The sequence below is a fragment of the Cupriavidus sp. C2SS-8b genome, assembly GCF_057073745.1.
Map to the genome: position 1 here is coordinate 490885 of NZ_CP172718.1, position 20008 is coordinate 510892.

At 59.0% G+C, this 20008-nt stretch carries 15 protein-coding genes and 2 pseudogenes; 10 read left to right on the forward strand and 7 right to left on the reverse strand.

What is annotated here, in order from left to right; translation table 11 throughout:
• Nucleotides 1-55: 55 nt before the first annotated feature.
• Nucleotides 56-1054 (reverse strand): site-specific integrase, encoded by a 999-nt coding sequence (locus ACIGJB_RS31910; protein WP_483734881.1) that lies wholly within the window; start codon nucleotides 1052-1054, stop codon nucleotides 56-58.
• Nucleotides 1051-1434: a tyrosine-type recombinase/integrase gene (locus tag ACIGJB_RS31915; protein WP_483734882.1), complete on the reverse strand. Its 384-nt coding sequence runs from the start codon at nucleotides 1432-1434 to the stop codon at nucleotides 1051-1053. Before ACIGJB_RS31915 ends, ACIGJB_RS31910 begins: the two co-directional genes overlap by 4 nt.
• A gap of 209 nt (nucleotides 1435-1643) precedes the next feature.
• Here ACIGJB_RS31915 and ACIGJB_RS31920 point away from each other — a divergent pair.
• The 7 genes and pseudogenes from ACIGJB_RS31920 to ACIGJB_RS31950 all read left to right on the forward strand — a co-directional run.
• Nucleotides 1644-1868 (forward strand): annotated as a pseudogene (locus ACIGJB_RS31920) (helix-turn-helix domain-containing protein); the annotation flags it as partial.
• Nucleotides 1869-2048: 180 nt separating this feature from the next.
• Nucleotides 2049-3254: a transposase gene (locus ACIGJB_RS31925; RefSeq protein ID WP_483735188.1), complete on the forward strand. Its 1206-nt coding sequence runs from the start codon at nucleotides 2049-2051 to the stop codon at nucleotides 3252-3254.
• A 7-nt stretch (nucleotides 3255-3261) separates the two neighbouring features.
• Nucleotides 3262-4128: a TniB family NTP-binding protein gene (locus ACIGJB_RS31930; protein WP_483734883.1), complete on the forward strand. Its 867-nt coding sequence runs from the start codon at nucleotides 3262-3264 to the stop codon at nucleotides 4126-4128.
• 544 nt (nucleotides 4129-4672) lie between these two features.
• Nucleotides 4673-4891 (forward strand): annotated as a pseudogene (locus ACIGJB_RS31935) (reverse transcriptase N-terminal domain-containing protein); the annotation flags it as partial.
• Between the two features lie 607 nt (nucleotides 4892-5498).
• On the forward strand, nucleotides 5499-6704 hold the full coding sequence (locus ACIGJB_RS31940) for a Mu transposase C-terminal domain-containing protein (RefSeq protein ID WP_224000030.1): 1206 nt from the start codon (nucleotides 5499-5501) through the stop codon (nucleotides 6702-6704).
• A gap of 7 nt (nucleotides 6705-6711) precedes the next feature.
• Nucleotides 6712-7578, forward strand: a complete 867-nt coding sequence (locus ACIGJB_RS31945) for a TniB family NTP-binding protein (protein ID WP_483734884.1) — start codon at nucleotides 6712-6714, stop codon at nucleotides 7576-7578.
• On the forward strand, nucleotides 7538-8074 hold the full coding sequence (locus ACIGJB_RS31950) for a TniQ family protein (RefSeq protein ID WP_483734885.1): 537 nt from the start codon (nucleotides 7538-7540) through the stop codon (nucleotides 8072-8074). Before ACIGJB_RS31945 ends, ACIGJB_RS31950 begins: the two co-directional genes overlap by 41 nt.
• 1910 nt (nucleotides 8075-9984) lie before the next feature.
• Here ACIGJB_RS31950 and ACIGJB_RS31955 read toward each other — a convergent pair.
• Nucleotides 9985-10974 carry an ATP-binding protein gene (locus ACIGJB_RS31955; RefSeq protein ID WP_367395306.1) on the reverse strand — a complete coding sequence of 330 codons (990 nt, stop codon included), beginning with the start codon at nucleotides 10972-10974 and terminating at the stop codon, nucleotides 9985-9987.
• Nucleotides 10975-11015: 41 nt separating this feature from the next.
• Complete coding sequence (locus ACIGJB_RS31960; protein ID WP_483734886.1) at nucleotides 11016-12947, reverse strand: hypothetical protein; 1932 nt, start codon at nucleotides 12945-12947, stop codon at nucleotides 11016-11018.
• 263 nt (nucleotides 12948-13210) lie between these two features.
• Here ACIGJB_RS31960 and ACIGJB_RS31965 point away from each other — a divergent pair, with 263 nt between their 5' ends.
• From ACIGJB_RS31965 to ACIGJB_RS31975, 3 genes are read left to right on the forward strand one after another with little or no spacing between them, the layout of a single operon-like run.
• Nucleotides 13211-14821, forward strand: a complete 1611-nt coding sequence (locus ACIGJB_RS31965; protein WP_483734887.1) for a transposase — start codon at nucleotides 13211-13213, stop codon at nucleotides 14819-14821.
• Nucleotides 14822-14828: 7 nt separating this feature from the next.
• On the forward strand, nucleotides 14829-15695 hold the full coding sequence (locus ACIGJB_RS31970; protein WP_483734888.1) for a TniB family NTP-binding protein: 867 nt from the start codon (nucleotides 14829-14831) through the stop codon (nucleotides 15693-15695).
• A complete protein-coding gene (locus ACIGJB_RS31975) occupies nucleotides 15655-16188 on the forward strand; it encodes a TniQ family protein (protein WP_483734889.1) in 534 nt (177 codons plus the stop codon). Before ACIGJB_RS31970 ends, ACIGJB_RS31975 begins: the two co-directional genes overlap by 41 nt.
• An 82-nt stretch (nucleotides 16189-16270) precedes the next feature.
• Here ACIGJB_RS31975 and ACIGJB_RS31980 read toward each other — a convergent pair whose 3' ends face one another.
• The 3 genes from ACIGJB_RS31980 to ACIGJB_RS31990 form a co-directional block, all read right to left on the reverse strand.
• Nucleotides 16271-16927 (reverse strand): hypothetical protein, encoded by a 657-nt coding sequence (locus ACIGJB_RS31980; protein WP_483734890.1) that lies wholly within the window; start codon nucleotides 16925-16927, stop codon nucleotides 16271-16273.
• 440 nt (nucleotides 16928-17367) lie between these two features.
• Nucleotides 17368-18462: a porin gene (locus tag ACIGJB_RS31985; protein WP_483734891.1), complete on the reverse strand. Its 1095-nt coding sequence runs from the start codon at nucleotides 18460-18462 to the stop codon at nucleotides 17368-17370.
• Nucleotides 18463-18623: 161 nt separating this feature from the next.
• Nucleotides 18624-19943 (reverse strand): MFS transporter, encoded by a 1320-nt coding sequence (locus ACIGJB_RS31990; protein ID WP_483734892.1) that lies wholly within the window; start codon nucleotides 19941-19943, stop codon nucleotides 18624-18626.
• Nucleotides 19944-20008: the final 65 nt, after the last annotated feature.

Sequence of the window (20008 nt, forward strand, 5' to 3'; positions counted from 1 at the left end):
ATGCGCACTTGTTGTGGAGCCATCCCCCGTCACTACCCGACATAGTTTCGTGGCCCTACAGTCCATTCAGGAAGCCGAGAAGTTCGTCTGCCGGCCGGTAGCGTCCTGGCTTGCCGTGAGCCAGAGATGTCTTCGCAAGAGCCTGCTCCTTCATCGCAAGTGTCGCTTCGAGATAGATCTGCGTGGTTTCCACCGATTCATGCCCGAGCCACAGTGCAATCACGGAACGATCAACGCCCGCCTGCAGAAGGTCCATGGCCATCGTATGCCTCAAACGGTGAACGGTGACCTGTTTCTGCTTCAACGATGGACAAATTTTTGACGCGGTCTCTCGATGCTTGTTTAGCAGATACTGCACGCCATGAACAGTGAGGCGTTCGCCCCTCGCGCTTGGAAACAGCACGTCGTCCTCACCGCGCTGGGGTTCCCGCAGCCAAGCTTTCAGTACGGCGAGCGTGGATCTGACGATGGGCGTACAACGCTCTTTCCTACCCTTGCCAATCACCCGCACGTGAGCACCGGTTCCGAGAACAAGGTCATCGCGTTTGAGTCCGGTCATCTCGGACAGGCGAAGGCCAGTTTGCACGGCGACCAGCAAAAAGGCGTGATCGCGTCGGCCGGCCCAGGTACGCTGGTCCGGTGCGGCAAGCAGGGCATCGACTTCCTGGCGAGTCAGGAATTGCACCAGGGTGCGGGTAAAGCGCTTGCTGGGGATAGCAAGCACCCGCTGGATCTGAGCGGAATGAGCCGGCGTCTCGAGCGCCGCGTAACGAAAGAAGGAATGAATTGCCGTGAGGCGAAGATTTCGACTGCGAACGCTCACGCCCTGACGCTGCTCCAGGTCATCGAGAAATGCAACGATCAAAGGGGCATTGATTTCCTCGAAATTCATGCGTGAAGGCTGCCGGTGCAGACGTTGCTGCGCGAACTTCAGGAATTGACGAAAGGTGTCGCGATAGGAACTGATCGTGTGGGGACTCGCCTGGCGCTGCTGCATCAGGCGTTGCGTAAAAAAACGCTCCAGCAACGGAGCGAGACTGGCGGTAGTAGTCATGGTTGAATCTCCCAGCGCTGTTCCAGCCGGCGCATCGCCTCGCGCATCAGCTCCGGCGAGGCGTTCAGATACCACTGCGTATCCGCGATGTGGACGTGACCGAGGTAAGCTGACAGGATGGGCAGGCGGCGCTCGGGGTCCTGTCCGGAACGGTACCAGCGTAAAAGCGTATTCGTCGCAAATACGTGCCTCATGTCATGCAGACGTGGGCCGTGACTGTCGGCTGCGCCACGCAGACCGATCTGCCGGGACAATGCATAGAAGTGTCGATGAATCTCTCCACTATCCAGACGATTGCCCTGGTTAGACACGAACAAGTAGGAGGACACGGGTCGCCCCGCCCAATGACGTTTGCGTCGTGCAATATAGTCCGCGAGCACTGTTGAGGATCGAGGATAGTGGGACCAGTGCTCACGTATGCGCGACAGGCTACACGGGCGCTATTCTCTGATTCGTATAGCTATTCCGCGCGCAAGTGTACTTCTCGACAGTTGCTTCAAAGCGACGTCCTGTCTCAGGGTTATAAGACTACGTCGAAGCGGCCAAAATCGCCTAATGTAAGACGAGGAAAAATCCTCCGGGGCCTTCGATGAAAGAGGAGCCCGACACACGCGAACAGAAAGCGGCGATAATCTTCCGCCCGCTTGGCGAGGCGCCGCTCACGCGCAAGCAGGCACTGCGTGCAGCGCAGCTATTAGGCGTACACCGTTCTTCAGTTTACCGGCTGCGCCGACGCTATCTGGAAGATCCGGTGACTGCGTCACTGGTCCGGTGCCGACCCGGACCACCCCGAGGTCGACACCTGTTATCGGATCAACTAGAGGCAATCGTCCAGGACGTCCTATCCGATTGGCTTCCGCGGCAGAAGCATCTAGCGCATCCCCTCCATGCCATTTGCCGAGAGATCCGCATGCGGTGCAACGCGGCAAGGGCCACGCCACCATCGCGCGCAACGATATCCCGTCGGTGGGTGGAATACCGTGACAAAGAAAGCATGAAGCTTTCGGGCCCAGCGCCGGGCCACTTTGTGGCACGGCACCCTTTGGATATTGTGCAGATCGACCACACACTTGCCGACGTCATGCTGGTCGATGAGGTCTTTCGCCGCACGATCGGCAGACCATGGCTGACTTTGGCAATCGACGTCGCCACACGGTCGGTCGTGGCAATCTATGTCGGCTTCGACCGCCCCAACGCGGCAACTGTGGCTCTGCTTCTCACGCGGATGGTCCTGCCCAAGGCGCCGTGGCTGGCGAGCCGGGACGTCACGGTAGATTGGCCGATGCATGGCGTGCCGAAGGTCTTGCATCTGGACAACGCTGCCGAGTTCAAAAGTAAGGCACTGCGAGCGGGCTGCGTTCAGTACGGAATCGAGCTGATGTATCGCCCACCAGGCCGACCCTACTTCGGGGGACATATAGAAAGACTGAACCGTACCATGATGGAGAAGGTGCACAGTCTGCCAGGCTCGACTGGATCGTCGACGAAAGGACGAAAAGCTCGCAAGCCAGAAGCGGAGGCCGCATTAACCCTCCCAGAGTTCGAGCGATGGTTGATGTATGAAATCGGACAGACCTACCACCACAGCGCCCATCGAGGCCTCGGTGGCGCGACACCATACTCCGCATGGTTGGCGTTGTCTGAAGCATCCAAGCCCCGGCTTCTCCCTGACTCGGCTGCCGAAGAACTTCGCTTCCTCATTCAGTTCCTGCCGATGAGCGGTCGCACCATCCAGGCTGACGGCTTGACGCTGTTCTATCTGCACTATTGGCATCCAATCTTCACCGCCTGGCGGGCAGCTAAACGTCGCGTCGTGGTGCGATACCATCCAGAGGACCTGTCGAGAATCTTCGTCAGTGCCGACGGCAAGGAATACGTTGAGGCAAACTTTGCCGACTTGCGGCGTAGCCGCATCTCCCTGTGGGAGCAAAAGGCAGCACTGAAGTATCTCCGGTCGCAGGGGGAATCCCACGTCACGGAATCTGCGATATTCAACGCGATAGCCGCGCAACGCAGCATCATAGAAGGGGCGACAACGAAGCGGAGATCTGCAGACAGACGCGGAAGGGCAGGGGAGACTTCACCTTTCCCGGCGAGCGGGCGGTCCAGTCAGCAGACGAAATCCCCCGATGCGTCATCGCCCACGCCGGACGTCGACTACAGCAAGCCGGCGCCAATTTATCACGTAGAGCAACTGTGAACAGGCAATGGGTGCTTCCTTGACACACCTTCTGCCGGAGGTTCGTTCTTTAGCCAAGAGCGACGACAAAGTTCGCATTCTCGCCTTGGCTCGCGATCGATGGATCGACTATCCCCGCGCAACCCAGGCCTTCGAGCTTTTGGACCGGTTGGTGAAGCTTCCTCCACGGCAGCGTATGCCGTGCGTTCTCTTGTACGGCGAATCGAACATTGGGAAGACCCAGGTCATCGCGAAATTTGAACGGCGCCATCCTCTGGAATACGACGAAATGGCGGGCGTGGAGCGCCGGAAGGTGGTGTCTATGCAGATGCCACCCACGCCTGACCAGATCCGTTTCTACACTTCGCTGCTGTTTGAGCTCGGAGCGCCGTTCAACGCATCAGCGAGGCTAAACGTACTCGAGCATCTGAGTCGCGAGTTGCTGCGGAAAATTTCGGCGCGCATGCTGGTGGTCGATGAAGTTCATCACCTCTTGTCCGGAAATTATCGCGAGCAGCGCGCCTCACTAAACCTGCTCAAGTTTTTGGCCAACGATCTCCAGATGACGATTGTCCTTGTGGGGACGCACGATGCTGAGATCGCACTGCAAACCGACGCCCAAATGAGCAGTCGCTTTGCGCGCTTCGAGATGCCTCGATGGCAGGAGTCGGAAGCCTTCCGGGGACTCCTGGCTGCGTTCGAACGCATTCTTCCTTTGCGACGGCCGTCAAATCTGTCTAGGCAAGAGGTGGTCACCGCGATCTTGGCGGCGAGCGGAGGTTTGACCGGCGAGGTCTCGCGGCTATTGAATTCTGCCACCGAGCTTGCGATTCGAGATGGAAGGGAGATGATCGATGTCTCTCACATCGAACACGCCCGGAACAGCGTACTTTAACCAGACGAGGCCGTGGCCAGTTGCCCCACGCCCCTTTGATGGAGAGGCATTTGGGGGCTGGCTTGGACGACTCGCTGGCAAGTATTCCATGACGGTCGAGCAGCTTTGGGGACGCACGCCGATCTCGGTCCGATGCCGGCCTTAACACGCTGGAAGTGGCTACTGTTTCCGCCAGTGCCGCTCGAGACCTTGGAGCGTCTCTCGCAACTAACCCACGTAAGCGTGGATCGCTTGAGCGCCATGCAGACGCCAATCGGTTGGATCTATGAACGACGTCACTTACGGTACTGCTATCCCTGTTTGATCCTGAACCGCGCCGATGTCTGTTCGCCCTTCTGGAAACGCGAGTGGCTGGATCCGAGCTTTTCAACGTGCGTACAACATCCCGGCAAGCTCGAATCGACGACCTGGTACTGGCACTACATTAAGCTCGACAACTTTAATCAGCTGCTTCGAAGAGTCTACGCAACGCCCCACCGGGACATTGGTTGGCACTGAAAAGCTACAGTCGCATGAATGCTGAGCGTGAAAAAGCAACGGTCGCATGAACCTTGGAGCGCGGTCGCATCAACCTCGATCTTCAACAGCAAGATGCCACCGCGAGATCAGAAGGCTGCAAGCGCGCATCGTGAAGGCAACACAGGAAGGCAAACACGGCAGGGTGAAAGCCCTGCAATGGTTGCTGACCCACTCGTTCAGCGGCAAGGCACTCGCCGTGAAACGGGTGACTGAGAACCGCGGCAAACGGACTCCTGGTGTTGAGGATCGAGGATAGTGGGACCCGTGCGCACGTATGCGCGACAGGTAACACGAGCACAATTCTCTGATTCGTATAGCTTTTCCCGCGCGCAAGTGCACTTTTCGACAGTTGCTTCAAAAAGACGTCCCGTCTCAGGGTTATAAGACTACGTCGAAGCGGTCGAAATCGCCTAATGTAAGACGAGGAAAATCCTCGGGGGCCTTCGATGAAAGAGGAGCCCGACAAGCGCGAACTGGCAGCGGCGAAAATATTCCGCTCGCTTGGCGACGCGCCGCTCACGCGCAAGCAGGCACTGCGTGCCGCACAGCTATTACGCGTGCACCGTTCTTCAGTTTACCGGCTGCGCCGACGCTATCTGGAAGATCCGGTAACTGAGTCACTAGTCCGCTGCCGACCAGGACCACCCCGGGGTCGACACCTGTTATCGGACCAACTAGAGGCAATCGTCCAGGAAGTCCTATCCGATTGGCTTCCGCGGCAGAAGCATCTAGCGCATCCCCTGCATGCTATTTGCCGAGAGGTCCGCATGCGGTGCAACGCTGCAAGGGCGACACCACCATCGCGCGCAACGATATCGCGTCGGTGGGTGGAGCATCGTGACAAAGAATGCATGAAGCTTTCGGGCCCAGCGCCGGGCCACTTTGTGGCACGGCACCCTTTGGATATTGTGCAGATCGACCACACGCTTGCCGACATCATGTTGGTCGATGAGATGTTTCGCCGCACGATCGGCAGACCATGGCTGACTTTGGCAATCGATGTCGCCACGCGGTCGGTCGTGGCAATCTATGTCGGTTTCGACCGCCCCAACGCGGCAACTGTGGCTCTGCTTCTCACGCGGATGGTCCTGCCCAAGGCGCCCTGGCTGGCGAGCCGGGACGTCACGGTAGATTGGCCGATGCATGGCGTGCCGAAGGTCTTGCATCTCGACAACGCTGCCGAGTTCAAAAGTAAGGCACTGCAAGCAGGCTGCGATCAGTATGGCATCGAGCTGATGTATCGCCCACCAGGTCGACCCTACTTCGGGGGCCATATAGAAAGACTGAACCGAACCATGATGGAGAAGGTGCACAGTCTGCCAGGCTCGACTGGATCGTCGACGAAAGGACGAAAAGCTCGCAAGCCCGAAGCGGAGGCCGCATTAACTCTCCCGGAGTTCGAGCAATGGTTGATGTATGAAATCGGACAGACCTACCACCACAGTGCCCATCGAGGCCTCGGTGGCGCGACGCCATACTCCGCTTGGTTGGCGTTGTCTGAAGCGTCCAAGCCCCGGCTTCTTCCCGACTCGGCTGCCGAAGAACTTCGCTTCCTCATTCAGTTCCTGCCGATGAGCCGTCGCACCATCCAGGCCGACGGTTTGACGCTGTTCTATCTGCACTATTGGCATCCGATCTTCACCGCGTGGCGGGCAGCTAAGCGTCGCATCTTGGTGCGATACCATCCAGAGGACCTATCGAGAATCTTCGTCAGTGCCGACGGCAAGGAATACGTTGAGGCAACCTTTGCCGACTTGCGGCGTAGCCGCATCTCCCTGTGGGAGCAAAAGGCAGCACTAAAGTATCTCCGGTCGCAGGGAGAGGCTCACGTCACGGAGTCAGCGATATTCAGCGCGATCGCTGCGCAACGCGCCATCATAGAAGGGGCGACAACAAAGCGAAGATCTGCAAACAGACGCGGAAGGGCAGGGGAGAACTCACCTTTCCCAGCGAGCGGGCGGTCCAGTCAGCAGACGAAATCTCCTGATGCGTCATCGCCCACGCCGGACGTTGACTACAGCAAGCCGGCGCCCATCTATCACGTAGAGCAACTGTGAACGAGCAATGGGTGCTTCCTTGACACACCTTCTGCCGGAAGTCCGTTCTTTAGCCAAGAGCGACGACAATGTTCGCATTCTCGCTTTGGCTCGCGATCGATGGATCGACTATCCCCGCGCCACCCAGGCGTTCGAGCTTTTTGACCGGTTGGTGAAGATTCCTCCACGCCAGCGGATGCCGTGCGTTCTCTTGTACGGCGAATCGAACATTGGGAAGACCCAGGTCATCGCGAAATTTGAACGGCGCCATCCTCCGGAATACGACGAAGTTGCGGGCGTGGAGCGCCGGAAGGTGGTGTCTATGCAAATGCCGCCCACCCCTGACCAGATCCGTTTCTACACTTCGCTGCTGTTCGAGCTCGGAGCGCCGTTCAACGCATCAGCGAGGCTTAACGTACTCGAGCATCTGAGTCGCGAGTTGCTGCGGAAAGTCTCGGCGCGCATGCTGGTGGTCGATGAAGTCCATCACCTCCTGTCCGGAAATTATCGCGAACAGCGCGCCTCACTGAACCTTCTCAAATTTCTGGCCAACGATCTGCAGATGACGATTGTTCTTGTGGGGACGCACGATGCTGAGATTGCCCTTCAAACGGATTCCCAAATGAGCAGTCGCTTTGCGCGCTTCGAGATGCCTCGATGGCAGGAGTCGGAAGGCTTCCGAGGACTACTCGCCGCATTCGAACGCGTTCTTCCTTTGCGACGGCCGTCAAACCTGCCGAGGCGAGAAGTTGTCTCGGCGCTCCTGGCGGCAAGCGGAGGTCTCACCGGTGAGGTCTCGCGGCTTTTGAATTCTGCCACTGAGCTCGCGATCCGCGATGGAAAGGAAATGATCGATGTCTCTCACATCGAACACGCCCGCACCACGGTGCTTTAACCAGGCGAGGCCGTGGCCCGTTGCTCCGCGACCGATTGACGGAGAGGCGTTTGGGAGCTGGCTCGGACGACTCGCAGGCAAGTATTCCATGACGGTAGAGCAGCTTTGGACGCACGCCGACATCGGCGCGATGCCAGCCCTAACGCGGTGGAAATGGCTACTGTTCCCGCCAGTGCCGCTCGAGACCTTGGAGCGTCTTTCACAGCTAACCCACGTAAGCGTGGATCGCCTGAGCGCCATGCAGACACCAATCGCTTGGGTCTATGAACGACCTCGCTTACCGTATTGCTATCCCTGTTTGATCCTGAATCGTGCCGATGTCTATTCGCCATTCTGGAAGCGCGAGTGGCTGGATCCGTCCTTTTCAGCGTGTGAACAACATCCCGGTAAGCTCGAAGCGACGGGCTGGCACTGGCGCAACCATAAGGTCGACAACTTTAATCAGCTGCTTCGGAGAGCGTACGCAACGCCCCACCGGGACATCGTTTTGCATTGAAAAGATACAGTCGCATTAATGCTGAGCGTAAAAAGCCACGGTCGCATGAACCTTGGAGCACGGGTCGCATCAACCTCGATCTTCAACAGCAGTTGCCGAAAAGCAACGTCAGCGCATGGATGCTCAACATCCTTGAGAATGCGCCGAAATGACCCTAATGTAGGACGAGGAAAAATCCTCCGGCGCTTGCATACCTGAAGTTGTATCTACTTTCACCTAAATTTGTGGCTTGCTAATCTAATGGGGCGGGGCAAGGAACCTCAATCGAAGAAGGGCCATTCGCAGCGCCTTGATGGCTGTCCGCGGCGACTCGCCTATCCCCTGTACGCGTCCGTCGCATAGACGCGCCACCAACGCCCCGCCCGTTTCCCGGTAAATCCAGAACATCGCGCCGGCATCCTGCTGGCCGAGTAGGCGTCGCTTGCGAATATCGGCGTTGGCGGGGGTGAAGGTGGTTGCGACTGTCCAGCCCCTCTCTCGTGAGAACGTCAATCCGGGGCCTTGGCTATGCCATTGCGCAACGATAGCTCGCCTGCGACGGTGGCGACGGCGAGCGGCGCCGAAAAGGCGCGCCGCTTTGCTGGTCCTCGACATGTTCCCCCACGCCTCGCCGCAATCAATAACCGGTTCGACAAAGCGGGTGATGTCACAACGTCGCTTCGCACCCCACCACGGACGAAGCGGGCAGCCGTCAATTTCGACATGCCTCAGCGCATTCCCGCGGCCAAGGAGAATCTCGTGGACAGCCTTGTCCGCGTATGCCCACACCTGGAGCAACGCGGTGGCCGCCGCATGGTATGCGATCCAGGTGTGAGTCGCGGAGAATTCCCGACTCGGGGGGCTGATGGAGGCATGTAGCATTACCTGATCGCTCAACTCCGCAGACACGCCAGCCGGTGGTGCACGATAAGGCCAACGGCGAAGGCACACATAAGGTTCAACGCTTCGTGCCCACAGGCCCTCTGTGATCACCAGCGCTGCCTGGGGATGGTGCGCCAGCGTCTCGGCGGCGATCGCGGCAGTCGGAGCCTCCAACCACTTGGTGGCCCGCCGGGCCACATGACGTCGAAAGTGTCGCGCCATGGCGCGGTAGACCGAGAAAGCTGGTGCGTCGGACCAGTAGGACGACGCTTGCTCTGTTAGATCCAAGTTCGCAAACGCCTGCTGATGGCAACTGTCATTGTGCAAAATTGTGTTCGGCCCATGCACGACGCGCAGTGCGTCCCTCGTTGGATGTGGCTGTATGCCCGGTGGGCAAGGGCGTCCCATCGCCTCACTCAGGGCCAGAATTTCCTCCGGCTCGAGTCGTTGCGTCCAAAAGCACTGGTATGCAACGGCTTCCGAATGGGCGAGACATGTCATGCCGTCGAGCCACGCGACCAATTGATCCATGGCTTGCATGCTGGCTGAAGTCATTCGCGGGCGGCGACACAGCTCTGGGGTAAAGAACCGAAGCCTATCGCACGGACAGCTACCGGGCGGGCCGTCCGGATCCGACAAGATCATCATGAACGCGCGGCCGCAGCGACAGTGCGACCGCAGCGGGACGGCGTGGACAGGGCAGGCCTGCAGGAAGCGGAGTGCAAACAAATCGGTGTGATAACCCTCTGCCAGGCAAAGTGAACAGATCCTGGTGTCGTAGCCGAAAAGCGCAGGCCGCAACCACTCCGGTGCATCGTCAACGGTTGCCCACCGAAACTTCATCGCCGGCTCGCCCAGCAACGTCGCGAGCCGTTCCCGGTCAATCCCCCCGAATGGCTGGGGTGCCTCGTGCCGATCACGGGCTTGAGTCATGGCAGCAAGCTGGCGCGGCCGGAGCCCATTGAGCTCACATGCGCGGAGCAGCGTGTGATACAAGGACGCGTAGGGAAGGACGCTGCCGCGATGCCATGTCAGACGCGGTGGCTCAGTCATGTCTGTATCGGACTGCGATCGTTGCGTTGTCGCGCTGCGGTGGCTGACACCACTGCCATTAGCCTTCTATGTCCTGATGCCTCTACTACCTGCCGCCAAGAGGTCGGCGAAGTCACCTTCTCGACGTCCGCGCCAGAAGCCAGTCGCAACAAGACGTGGCGGCACGCGTGGGTTACCGTCTTCATCGGAAAGTTGATGGGGCCTGCGTACCGCGCGGGCAGGCAATCCGTCATGGCCTGCATCAGCGTAGCCGCGAAGTCGGCGAGTCGGAATCCCTGAGCCCAGGCATTGGGCACCAGGCTCGCAGTGAATGACAGGCCTGACCCCGGAGGCCATTCACTGCCGCTGTCATAGCCGGCCATGACATAAGCGAGTTCCTGCTCACTACGAATGCCATCGAACGCCTTTGTGGCCAGCATGAAGCGAGCCGCAGCATGCGCGCCGCCGGACAAGGCCATGGTGATTGCTTCGTCAAAAAACTGGAGCGAGGCCACCGAGATTACGCATAATCGAATTCGTTGCCGCTCGAGTTGACTGTGCAACTCCACGAGCCATAACCACTCTCGCTGCGACATACCCTGGGCTTCATCAATAACTAGCACCAGAAAGCGCCCACCGCCTTGGCTGGCCAGTTCGATCCAGCGTTCCAGCAACATATGGTGGCGCGCAAGCGGACTTCTCACGAATCGCGCCAGCGAATGGGAACTGGCTTGTAGCAATTCCGCATAGAAGCTGCCGACTGAATACAAACCGCCGGGGTCGGTGTGGCTCCAAACCACCATCGGCACATAGCCACCGCAGCGCTCCGAGAGCAATCGCTGTAGCCAGTGATTGACGCCGCTGGACTTGCCAAAACGCGAGGGGCCATAAATGGTGGCGCCATCGACCTGGTCATCGATCCAACCGGCTACTGTGTTCACCATCTCCTCAATCGCGACGGTATAAAGGGAGTAATCACTTGTCACAATAGGATGGTCGCGTGGCACATGACTCGGTGCCAGGGGAGGCGGGGGGTTGTATGTAGACGCTACCATAGCTGGGCCTTTCGCATCGGAGGCAGGGATAGAGGCGACGCCGGTCCGGCAGGCATGGGATCGGCGGCAACTTCACTCGGCAGCGCTTGGCGTGCCAAGGTGACCATGGATTCTCCCGCAACCAGTTCGGCATACTGCTGAAGGATCCGCCGTGCCTCCAGATAAGCGGGGTGAGGAGGGAGCCGCTTGCCGGGCGAGCCTTCTGCATATTGCAGCAAAGCTTCGACCGCGTCGCAGCCGCTGGACAGGAAGAGCAATCGCCTGCGTTCGAGGGAGCGAATAGCCTGTCTGACATAAAGGGAGTGCGGGGTGCGGTGCCACGGAGGTGAGGCACGAACGACGCCGAGAAAATGTCCTTCTCGCGTTGACACTGCGGCGAACCGGGCATCGTCCTCGTTTTCTATCGTCAGCCATAATTTCTTGCCGAGCAGATCCCCGCGCAGGCCAAGCCACTCTGCGGCGTAACGGGCATTGGCGAAGCAAAAATGGGGTCGTCTACCTGTATGGCTGCCGCCCAGTAGCGTACAGAGCTTGCGCACACCCACCATTTTGCTTACAGCAATCGGATCCGCCGTGGGTAACGGTCGATCTTCCTGATCGGCCAATAATTCAAGCTGGTCAAGCGGACTGCGATACCCAAGGCCGGAATGTGGTGTGGCGTTATAGTTCGCGATCAGGACGTCGAGTAATTCCTGCGCAAACTCCAATTGGAAGTTAGTGTCCGTCGCCGTCTTCTCCGGGTCGGTGCCACGCTTTTGATCTGGTGAGTTGCCGGTGGTGGTCGCCAGGCGATGAAAGCCACCCGCAGCCAGACAGCGGAAGAATGCCTCGATGAAGGGGCGGTCGTCTTTGCTACGCCGGTGGCTAAAGCTGGCGGGATCCTGAGGCTTCAATATTCGCGCACCTACGACGTCTTGCAGGGCGGCTTCAACCCGATTGCAAATGTTCGCCAGCGCCCCATCGACGCTGAATTCGTCCCAGCAAGCTCCCACGAACCGAGGAGCCCGATATGAAGGCAAGCCGGCGCCCTTAGCATAGGCGTTGTTGCTGAACAGAATGTCTCGCGGTGTCCACAGTGTCAATGCGCAGCGTATGGCACGCAAAACATCCTCGGCACTGCACTCGCGCCGCAGCGACAAGCTGTAGCCGAGGACCGCGCGTGAAGCCACTTCGATCAGCACGACGACCCAGAGACGGTGAATGACACGCGGCTCGTGACCGCCGTGGGGTGAGGGGACGAGAATCACCATGCGCGCGTCGAGCTTGTGCGCATCGCATTCAACTCGCTCGAACAGCCGCAATGCTGGACGGCGTGTCCCATCGCCGGTGCGTGTCTTGCGCTCAGCCTCCGGGCCTCCAAGTAATGCGCTACGGGTCCGTAACGGCGCGGCCGCAATGACGTCGGCGATGAAACGGCATATGGCCTTGTAACCTTGCTTCGCAACGTTGAACGGCCATTCACCGCGCTGCTCGAAGCCTCGTTCCCGCAACGCGTTAAGGAACCAGCGGTAGAGCACTGCCCGAGGTTGTCGGGTCGACTCGAGCGTCTTTCGATGACCAAGGATCTGGTGGCGAAACTCAGCTTCCAGGCCTTGACCTGCAGCGCTTCGGAACACGGCTTGAAGCGCTCCGGCTGCACCGCCGCCCCAGGGATTCACTGCAATAGGAGCAGTACGCGTGTAAGGCCGGACGCGTGCGTGCGGCAACAATCCGCGCCAGCCGTAGATTTGTCCGTCAGGATGCGGTGCAAGGCAACGCTCAGTGATCAGGCGGTACACCTGGGCGCGGCTGATTCCCGCATTGGTCCTTATGTCCCTGCCACTAGCGCCATCCAAATAAAGCCGCACCGCGCAAACGCGTGCGCGGAAGCTGGCACGCTGAGCCTCCGGCAAGGCTTGATCGTCGACCGCGGGCCAAGTCGCCAAGTTGATCTCGACGTCTGACGCATCAGCAGCAACGGTTCGGGCTCGCAGACGTAATCTCGCGCGCACTCTACGGCCCTCCATCCCGCTCCAACTAGACACAACATTAGGTGAAATCGCTTCCCCGGAACACAACTTTCCGTGGGAATGGCAACACACCTAGCGAGGTAGAGCCTAGCAGCGCCCTGATCTGATGGGACTTCTCGAGTCTCGGTGTCGATTGACCAGAGTCACAACTTTAGGTGTGCGAGCGTCCGGGGCCTTCCATGAAAAAGGAGCCCGACAAGCGCGAACTGGCAGCGGCGCAAATTTTCCGCCCCCTCGGCCAGGCGCCACTTACCCGCAAGCAGGCAGCTCTTGCCGGGCAGCTATTAGGCTTGCACTCTTCTTCAGTGTACCGGTTGCGCCGACGCTTTCTGGAAGACCCGGTGACAGAGTCACTGTTACCGTCGCCGTCTGGTCCACGTCGAGGGCAGTACATGCTCTCGGATGAAGTGGAGGCAATCGTTCAGGAAGTCTTATCCGATTGGCTTCCGCGCCAGAAGCATCTGGCCCATCCCCATAATGAGATTTGCCGAGAGGTTCACATGCGGTGCGCCGCTGTTGGCGCCACACCGCCTTCCCGGCCAACGATATCCCGTCGATGGGCCGACTACCGTGACAAAGAATGCATGAAGCTTTCGGGCGCAGCGCCGGGCCACCTTGTGGCGCGGCACCCGTTGGATATTGTGCAGATCGACCACACTCTTGCCGACATCATGCTGGTCGATGAGGTGTTTCGCCGCACGATCGGCAGACCATGGCTTACATTGGCAATCGACGTGGCCACACGGTCGGTCGTGGCAATCTACGTCGGTTTCGACCGCCCCAACGCGGCGACGGTAGCTCTGCTTCTTACGCGGGTGGTCCTGCCCAAGGCCCCTTGGTTGGCGAGCCGGGACGTCATGGTAGATTGGCCGATGCATGGCGTACCCAAGGCATTGCATCTCGACAACGCGGCCGAGTTTAAAAGTAAGGCACTGCGAGCGGGATGTAATCAGTACGGAATCGAGCTGATGTATCGCCCGCCTGGCCGCCCCTACTTCGGGGGCCATATAGAAAGATTGAACCGTACCATCATGGAGAAAGTGCACAGTCTGCCAGGCTCGACGGGTTCGTCGACGAAAGGACGAAAAGCTCGTAAGCCAGAAGCGGAGGCCGCACTTACCCTCCCAGAGTTCGAGCAATGGTTGATGTATGAAATCGGACAGACCTACCATCACAGTGGTCATCGAGGCCTCGGCGGCGCGACACCATACTCCGCGTGGTTGACGTTGTCTGAAGCATCGAAGCCCTGGCTTCTCCCCGACTCGGCTGCCGAAGAACTTCGCTTCCTCATTCAGTTCCTACCGATGAAGCGGCGCACCATCCAGGATGACGGCTTGTCGCTGTTCTATTTGCACTATTGGCATCCGATCTTCACCGCCTGGCGCGCGGCCAATCGTCGCCTTGTGGTGCGATACCATCCAGAGGACCTATCGAGAATCTTCGTCAGTGCTGATGGCAAGGAATACGTTGAGGCGAGCTTTGCCGACTTGCGTCGTGGCCGGATCTCTCTGTGGGAGCAAAAGGCAGCACTGAAGTATCTCCGCTCGCAGGGGAAATCCCACGTCACGGAGTCTGCGATATTCAGCGCGATCGCTGCGCAACGCAGCATCATAGAAGGGGCAACAACAAAGCGGAGATCTGCAGACAGACGCGGAAGGGCAGGGGAGACTTCACCGTTTCCGGCACGCGGGCAATCCAGTCAGCAGACGAAAGCCCCCGATGCGTCATCGCCCACGCCGGACGTGGACTACAGCAAGCCGGCGCCCATCTATCACGTAGAGCAACTGTGAGCAGGCCATGGGTGCTTCCTTGACACACCTTCTGCCGGATGTCCGCTCTTTAGCAAGGAGCGACGACAATGTTCGCATTCTTGCCCTGGCTCGAGATCGATGGATCGACTATCCCCGAGCCACCCAGGCGTTCGAACTCCTGGACAGGTTGGTGAAGATTCCGCCACGGCAGCGGATGCCATGCTTGCTGCTGTTTGGGGAATCGAACATCGGAAAGACGCAGGTTATCGCGAAATTCGCACGGCGCCATCCTCCAGAATTTGACGAGATAGCAGGCGTGGAGCGCCGAACGGTGGTGTCCATGCAGATGCCACCTACGCCCGACCAGAACCGCTTCTACACATCGCTCCTGTTCGAGCTTGGAGCGCCGTTCAATGCATCAGCGAGACTAAACGTGCTGGAGCAGCTGAGTCGCGGGTTGCTTCGGAAAGTTTCATCGCGCATGCTGGTTGTCGATGAAGTTCATCACCTCTTGTCGGGAAATTATCGCGAGCAGCGCGCCTCACTGAATCTGCTCAAGTTTCTCGCCAACGATCTCCAGATGTCGATTGTCCTTGTGGGAACGCACGATGCAGAGATTGCACTTCAAACAGATTCCCAAATGAGCAGTCGCTTTGCGCGCTTCGAGATGCCTCGGTGGCAAGAGTCGGAAGCTTTCCGAGGACTACTGGCGGCATTCGAGCGCATACTTCCTTTGCGACGGCCCTCAAACCTGTCGAGGCGAGAAGTCGTCGCAGCGGTTCTGGCGGCGAGCGGAGGTCTGACTGGTGAGGTTTCGCGGCTATTGAATTCTGCAACCGCGCTTGCGATCCGCGATGGAAAGGAAATGATCGATGTCGCTCACATCGAACACGCCCGGAACAGCGTGCTATAGCCGGTCGAAGCCATGGCCTATTGCTCCGCGCCCGTGTGACGGCGAGGCATTTGGGGGCTGGCTTGGACGAATCGCCGGGAAGTACTCCATAACGGTCGAGCAGCTTTGGTCGCACGCCGACATCGGCCCGATGCCAGCCCTAACATATTGGAAATGGCTACTGTTTCCGCCTGTGCCCCTTGAGACCTTGGAGCGTCTCTCACAGCTCACACACGTAAGCGTGGATCGCTTGGTCGCCATGCAGACGCCCATCGGGTGGGTCCATGACCGACGTCGCTTACGGTATTGCTATCCCTGTCTGATCCTGAATCCTTCAGATGTTTGCTCGCCATTCTGGAGGCGCCAGTGGCTGGATCCGAGTTTTTCAATGTGCATGCAGCATCCCGGCACGGTCGAAACGACCTGGCACTGGTGTCATTACAAGATTGGCAATTTCAGTCAGCTGCTTCGAAGAGCGCACGCACTGCCCCACCGGGACATTGTTTCGCATTGAGAAAACTATGCTCGCATGAATGTTGAGCCGAAAAAGCTACGCTCCCATGAATGATGAGCGCCGCTCGCACGAATGACGTTCTTCAACAGCTGCTGCTGAAGCTCAGCCAAGCCGAGTCGACGCTCACGCAGCCGACGGTGGTCGATTCGCGAATCTGCTCTCCGCTGACCGCTTTGGGTCCAGACACGATATCGCGCTCGATCTGCGCGTCCAGCGCCCTCCCGATGGCGAGGATCCGACGGCGAGTACTACCGAAGGAAATCCCTTTGTCCAGCGGAAGGACCTCTCGAAGCAGCTCAGTGGCCTGACGGTAGGGTAGATGGGCAGCCCATTTGGCCTGCAGGTACTCCAATTCCGGCGTCACACGCTGGTGAACGGCCTTGCACAGCGGACTCACTGAGCGGCGCGGTTGTCCTTGCTTCGCCGCGCAGTTGCACGCCCACAGCCTCGGACTCGGCACGTCGACCTTGCCAAACACGATTCGCAGCACGATCGACCGTGCGTCCTTATGCGCCAGCATCGAGCCACAACGATCGCAAGCCAATTGGCCCTCCATCCACCCGGCAGTCTGCTCCGACACCAGTAACGATTGAACCTCAGCAAGCAAGGCGCGACCTTCGGCAAGTGTAAGTCCCAGGTCGGCGACGCTCCGGTCCTTTCGTTCCACCACAGCAACGATCGTTGCTTCAGTCTCACCCGTTTTCCCACCCTCCAGGCGGGCCTCGATGATCAGTCGCATAGCAACTCCGATCGGTTGGCAACGTCGCCAGCATAGCTGATACGGTCAGCGCGCCGGGCGGGCTGGATGGGCTCTCGGATTCCACGCACCGTATCCCATCGGGTACGGCGCGGTCATGCCGTCTATGACGGCGGTCAAGTCAACGGAAATGGCCTCCCACGTTTTGGTTCACTCTCGTAACGGTGACACTCTTCCTTTGTTCTACGCTTGCAGCGCAGTTCGCTGGCGGTCTTGCCCTTGCAGTACAGCTTGGCATCGGGGTCGGTCCTGGACTTGCGCGTCTCGTTGCTCTGCTTGCGCTGATGCCATTGCTTGCAGCGCCGGCTCGCTCTCCAAAAATTGTGGGTAACCCCAAGGCCGCCAGCACCGTCTGTACCGTTCAGTTCAGTAGAGTGCGTGCCGGGGCCGGGTCCGTCGAGGATGCCGGTTTCCCGGCGCATTCAGAATACGTGGCGGATGCCGATGTGCACGACGCTTTGCGTATGGGCAGACAGGGCGGTTGGGGAAAGGAAGTACAGCTGCGCGCCACCGTCATGAGCGTATTGGAGCGTGTACAACGCGTACACGCTGGTGCGTTTGCTAAAGGCGTACTGAGCGCTGGCGCCAATCTGGTCGCGCTTCCCCATCAAAATGGCGTTGGCAGCGCCGTGATTGGGCTGATACCTTGCATAACCAATGCCGAGGCTAAGCGGTGCAGTTACCTGATAACGCAAGCCAACGTCATAGACGTCGACCCTGTCGGTCGTCAGATTCCACTCGCTCCGTGTATAGAGTGCATTGAAGGTAAGCGCCGTTGTAACGTCCCAAGCAAGGCCAGCGCCGACGACGGTATACTTCCCGCCCGTTACCGGATCCTGGCGCATCGTGTAGGTGCCTTGTGCAGCCATGTCGCCCCGATCGAACTGCGCGGTGGCGCTCACGGTGCGACCCGCCGAAGGCTGACCGGGTTGCTCGCCGAGCCCGTACATGGCGCCGGCTGTGAAACCGCCCCAGTTTGGCGTCTGATACTTGACGGAATTATCCACGCGACCTCCGCCAAGGCGATCAATGTCGGTGGAGCTACCGTTGGCGCCGATAAATGCGCCAGCTGTCAGCGGTCTTAAATAGTAGGCGCCGAGGTATCGATTACTCCCATATCGGTTCATGTCGAACATGAAGTCGTACTGGCGCCCGAAAGTCAGCGTGCCAGCGTTGCTTGACGACAGGCCAACCCATGCCTGCCGACCGAAGATACGCATGGCAGATGCAGAGCTTTGACCGAGCGTGCCATCATCTGTATTGACACCTCCTTCGAGCGCGAACACCGCGCGCCAGCCCGTGCCGAGGTCTTCATTGCCGCGCAGGCCGAAGCGGCTGGCTGCGGTACCCCCTGCTTGTTCGCGCACATTGGAATGACCGCCGACGTCATTGACGTAGGCGACGCCGGTATCGATCAGGCCGTACAGCAGTACATCTGCCTCGGCGTTGCTCGCCCACGTGATCAAGGCCAGCGACGTGACGGCAGCAGCGAAAGGTTTCAGCTTGGCGTGGAGCACAGTTGTTCTCTCTTAGGGATTTCGGGTTGCGGTTTTCTGGAAATCGACGCGCGCAGAGGCCCGTCCCGAATGCCATTCGGCATCGGGCATCGCACGAAACTTGTGGTGGGGCGCGTGCCGCCGGCGCTTCGCCCTAGGGCGCTGTGGCTGGTGGGGCGGAGTTAGCGGTTCACCAAACGGCCTGGGATAGCCATCACAATCACTGCAGCCAATGCCAGGCTGCCGGCCGTCAGGTACATACCGACTGCGCCGCTGCCGGTGGTGTCACGTAGCCAGCCGACCAAGTACGGACTAACAAATCCCGACAAGTTAGCCACCGAACTGATGACGGCAATACCCGCAGCGGCGGCCTTTCCGCCGAGCAAAAGCGTGGGCAAGCGCCAGAACTGCGCGAAGGCTGTCAGGATAGCGGCGGTTGCGACGGTGAGCATGGCGATCGCGAAAAAGGTCTGGTTGCTGTAAGTCATACTGAGGGTCAGGGCAATGGCACCCACCAGTGCGGACATCGCCAGGAACGTTTTTCGATCTCGCCGCACGTCGGCCACGCGTGCTACCCAAACCATCGCGACAATGGCGGCTCCATATGGAATGGCGCTAAAGAGGCCGATGTCGAGCACCCCTTTGATACCTGCCTCACGAATTAGCGTTGGCATCCAAAAGCCCATCCCATAGATACCCATGCCGATGCACAGTTCGATCAGGCACATCAGCCACACCATTGGCAAGGTGAATGCATCGCGCACCGAGTGACCAATCTGTTCTGTGTGTTCTGCGGTGAGATTGAGGAGCAAGCGTTGCTTCTGTGGCTGGGTAAGCCATTGGGCATCTTCGATACGGTCGCGCAGGATGAAAAGGACGAAGAGACCCAGCAAGATCGTTGGCACGCCTTCAATCAAGAACATCCACTGCCACCCACGCCAACTGCCGAAATCGTGAAATGCCTGCAAAGTCCACCCGGACAAAGGACCGCCTACCACTCCAGCTACAGGCACGGCAATGAAGAATAGCGATAAGGGCTTGCCGATGCGGCTCGGTGGAATCCAGTATGTCAGGTACAGCACGATCCCTGGGAAGAATCCTGCCTCTGCGGCACCAAGCAAGAATCGCAGCACGTAAAACGCAGTCGGGGTCTTCACGAACATCATCGCCGTGGAAAGGAGACCCCAGGTGATCATGATCCGTGCGATCCAACGACGCGCCCCTACCCTGTGCAAAACCAGGTTGCTTGGCACCTCAAAGATGAAATAGCCAAGGAAGAAGATCCCGGCACCTAAGCCGTATACCGTCTCGCTGAATCCAAGGTCGCCTAGCATCTGCAGCTTCGCAAAGCCGACATTGACCCGATCCAGGTAAGCCATTGCGTAGCTTATGAACAGGATCGGAATGAGTTTCCACGCGACAGTCCTGTACAGCGCAGCGTCTGCTTCCTCCCCGACAGCCGGTGCTACATCGGCAGGCGTGGCCTCTCGTGTTGTTGTCATGGCGTCAGTATCCTTCGTGGTTCGGGCACCGAACTATTTGCGGCGCCATCCGTCTTGGTTGTAGT

Bases quoted from the DNA above. Each gene is read 5' to 3' on its own strand.
- ACIGJB_RS31990 (WP_483734892.1), bottom strand. From the start codon at position 19,943: ATGACAACAACACGAGAGGCCACGCCTGCCGATGTAGCACCGGCTGTC.
- ACIGJB_RS31940 (WP_224000030.1), top strand. From the start codon at position 5,499: ATGAAGCTTTCGGGCCCAGCGCCGGGCCACTTTGTGGCACGGCACCCT.
- ACIGJB_RS31910 (WP_483734881.1), bottom strand. From the start codon at position 1,054: ATGACTACTACCGCCAGTCTCGCTCCGTTGCTGGAGCGTTTTTTTACG.
- ACIGJB_RS31965 (WP_483734887.1), top strand. From the start codon at position 13,211: ATGAAAAAGGAGCCCGACAAGCGCGAACTGGCAGCGGCGCAAATTTTC.
- ACIGJB_RS31945 (WP_483734884.1), top strand. From the start codon at position 6,712: ATGGGTGCTTCCTTGACACACCTTCTGCCGGAAGTCCGTTCTTTAGCC.
- ACIGJB_RS31980 (WP_483734890.1), bottom strand. From the start codon at position 16,927: ATGCGACTGATCATCGAGGCCCGCCTGGAGGGTGGGAAAACGGGTGAG.
- ACIGJB_RS31930 (WP_483734883.1), top strand. From the start codon at position 3,262: ATGGGTGCTTCCTTGACACACCTTCTGCCGGAGGTTCGTTCTTTAGCC.
- ACIGJB_RS31970 (WP_483734888.1), top strand. From the start codon at position 14,829: ATGGGTGCTTCCTTGACACACCTTCTGCCGGATGTCCGCTCTTTAGCA.
- ACIGJB_RS31950 (WP_483734885.1), top strand. From the start codon at position 7,538: ATGTCTCTCACATCGAACACGCCCGCACCACGGTGCTTTAACCAGGCG.
- ACIGJB_RS31975 (WP_483734889.1), top strand. From the start codon at position 15,655: ATGTCGCTCACATCGAACACGCCCGGAACAGCGTGCTATAGCCGGTCG.
- ACIGJB_RS31925 (WP_483735188.1), top strand. From the start codon at position 2,049: ATGAAGCTTTCGGGCCCAGCGCCGGGCCACTTTGTGGCACGGCACCCT.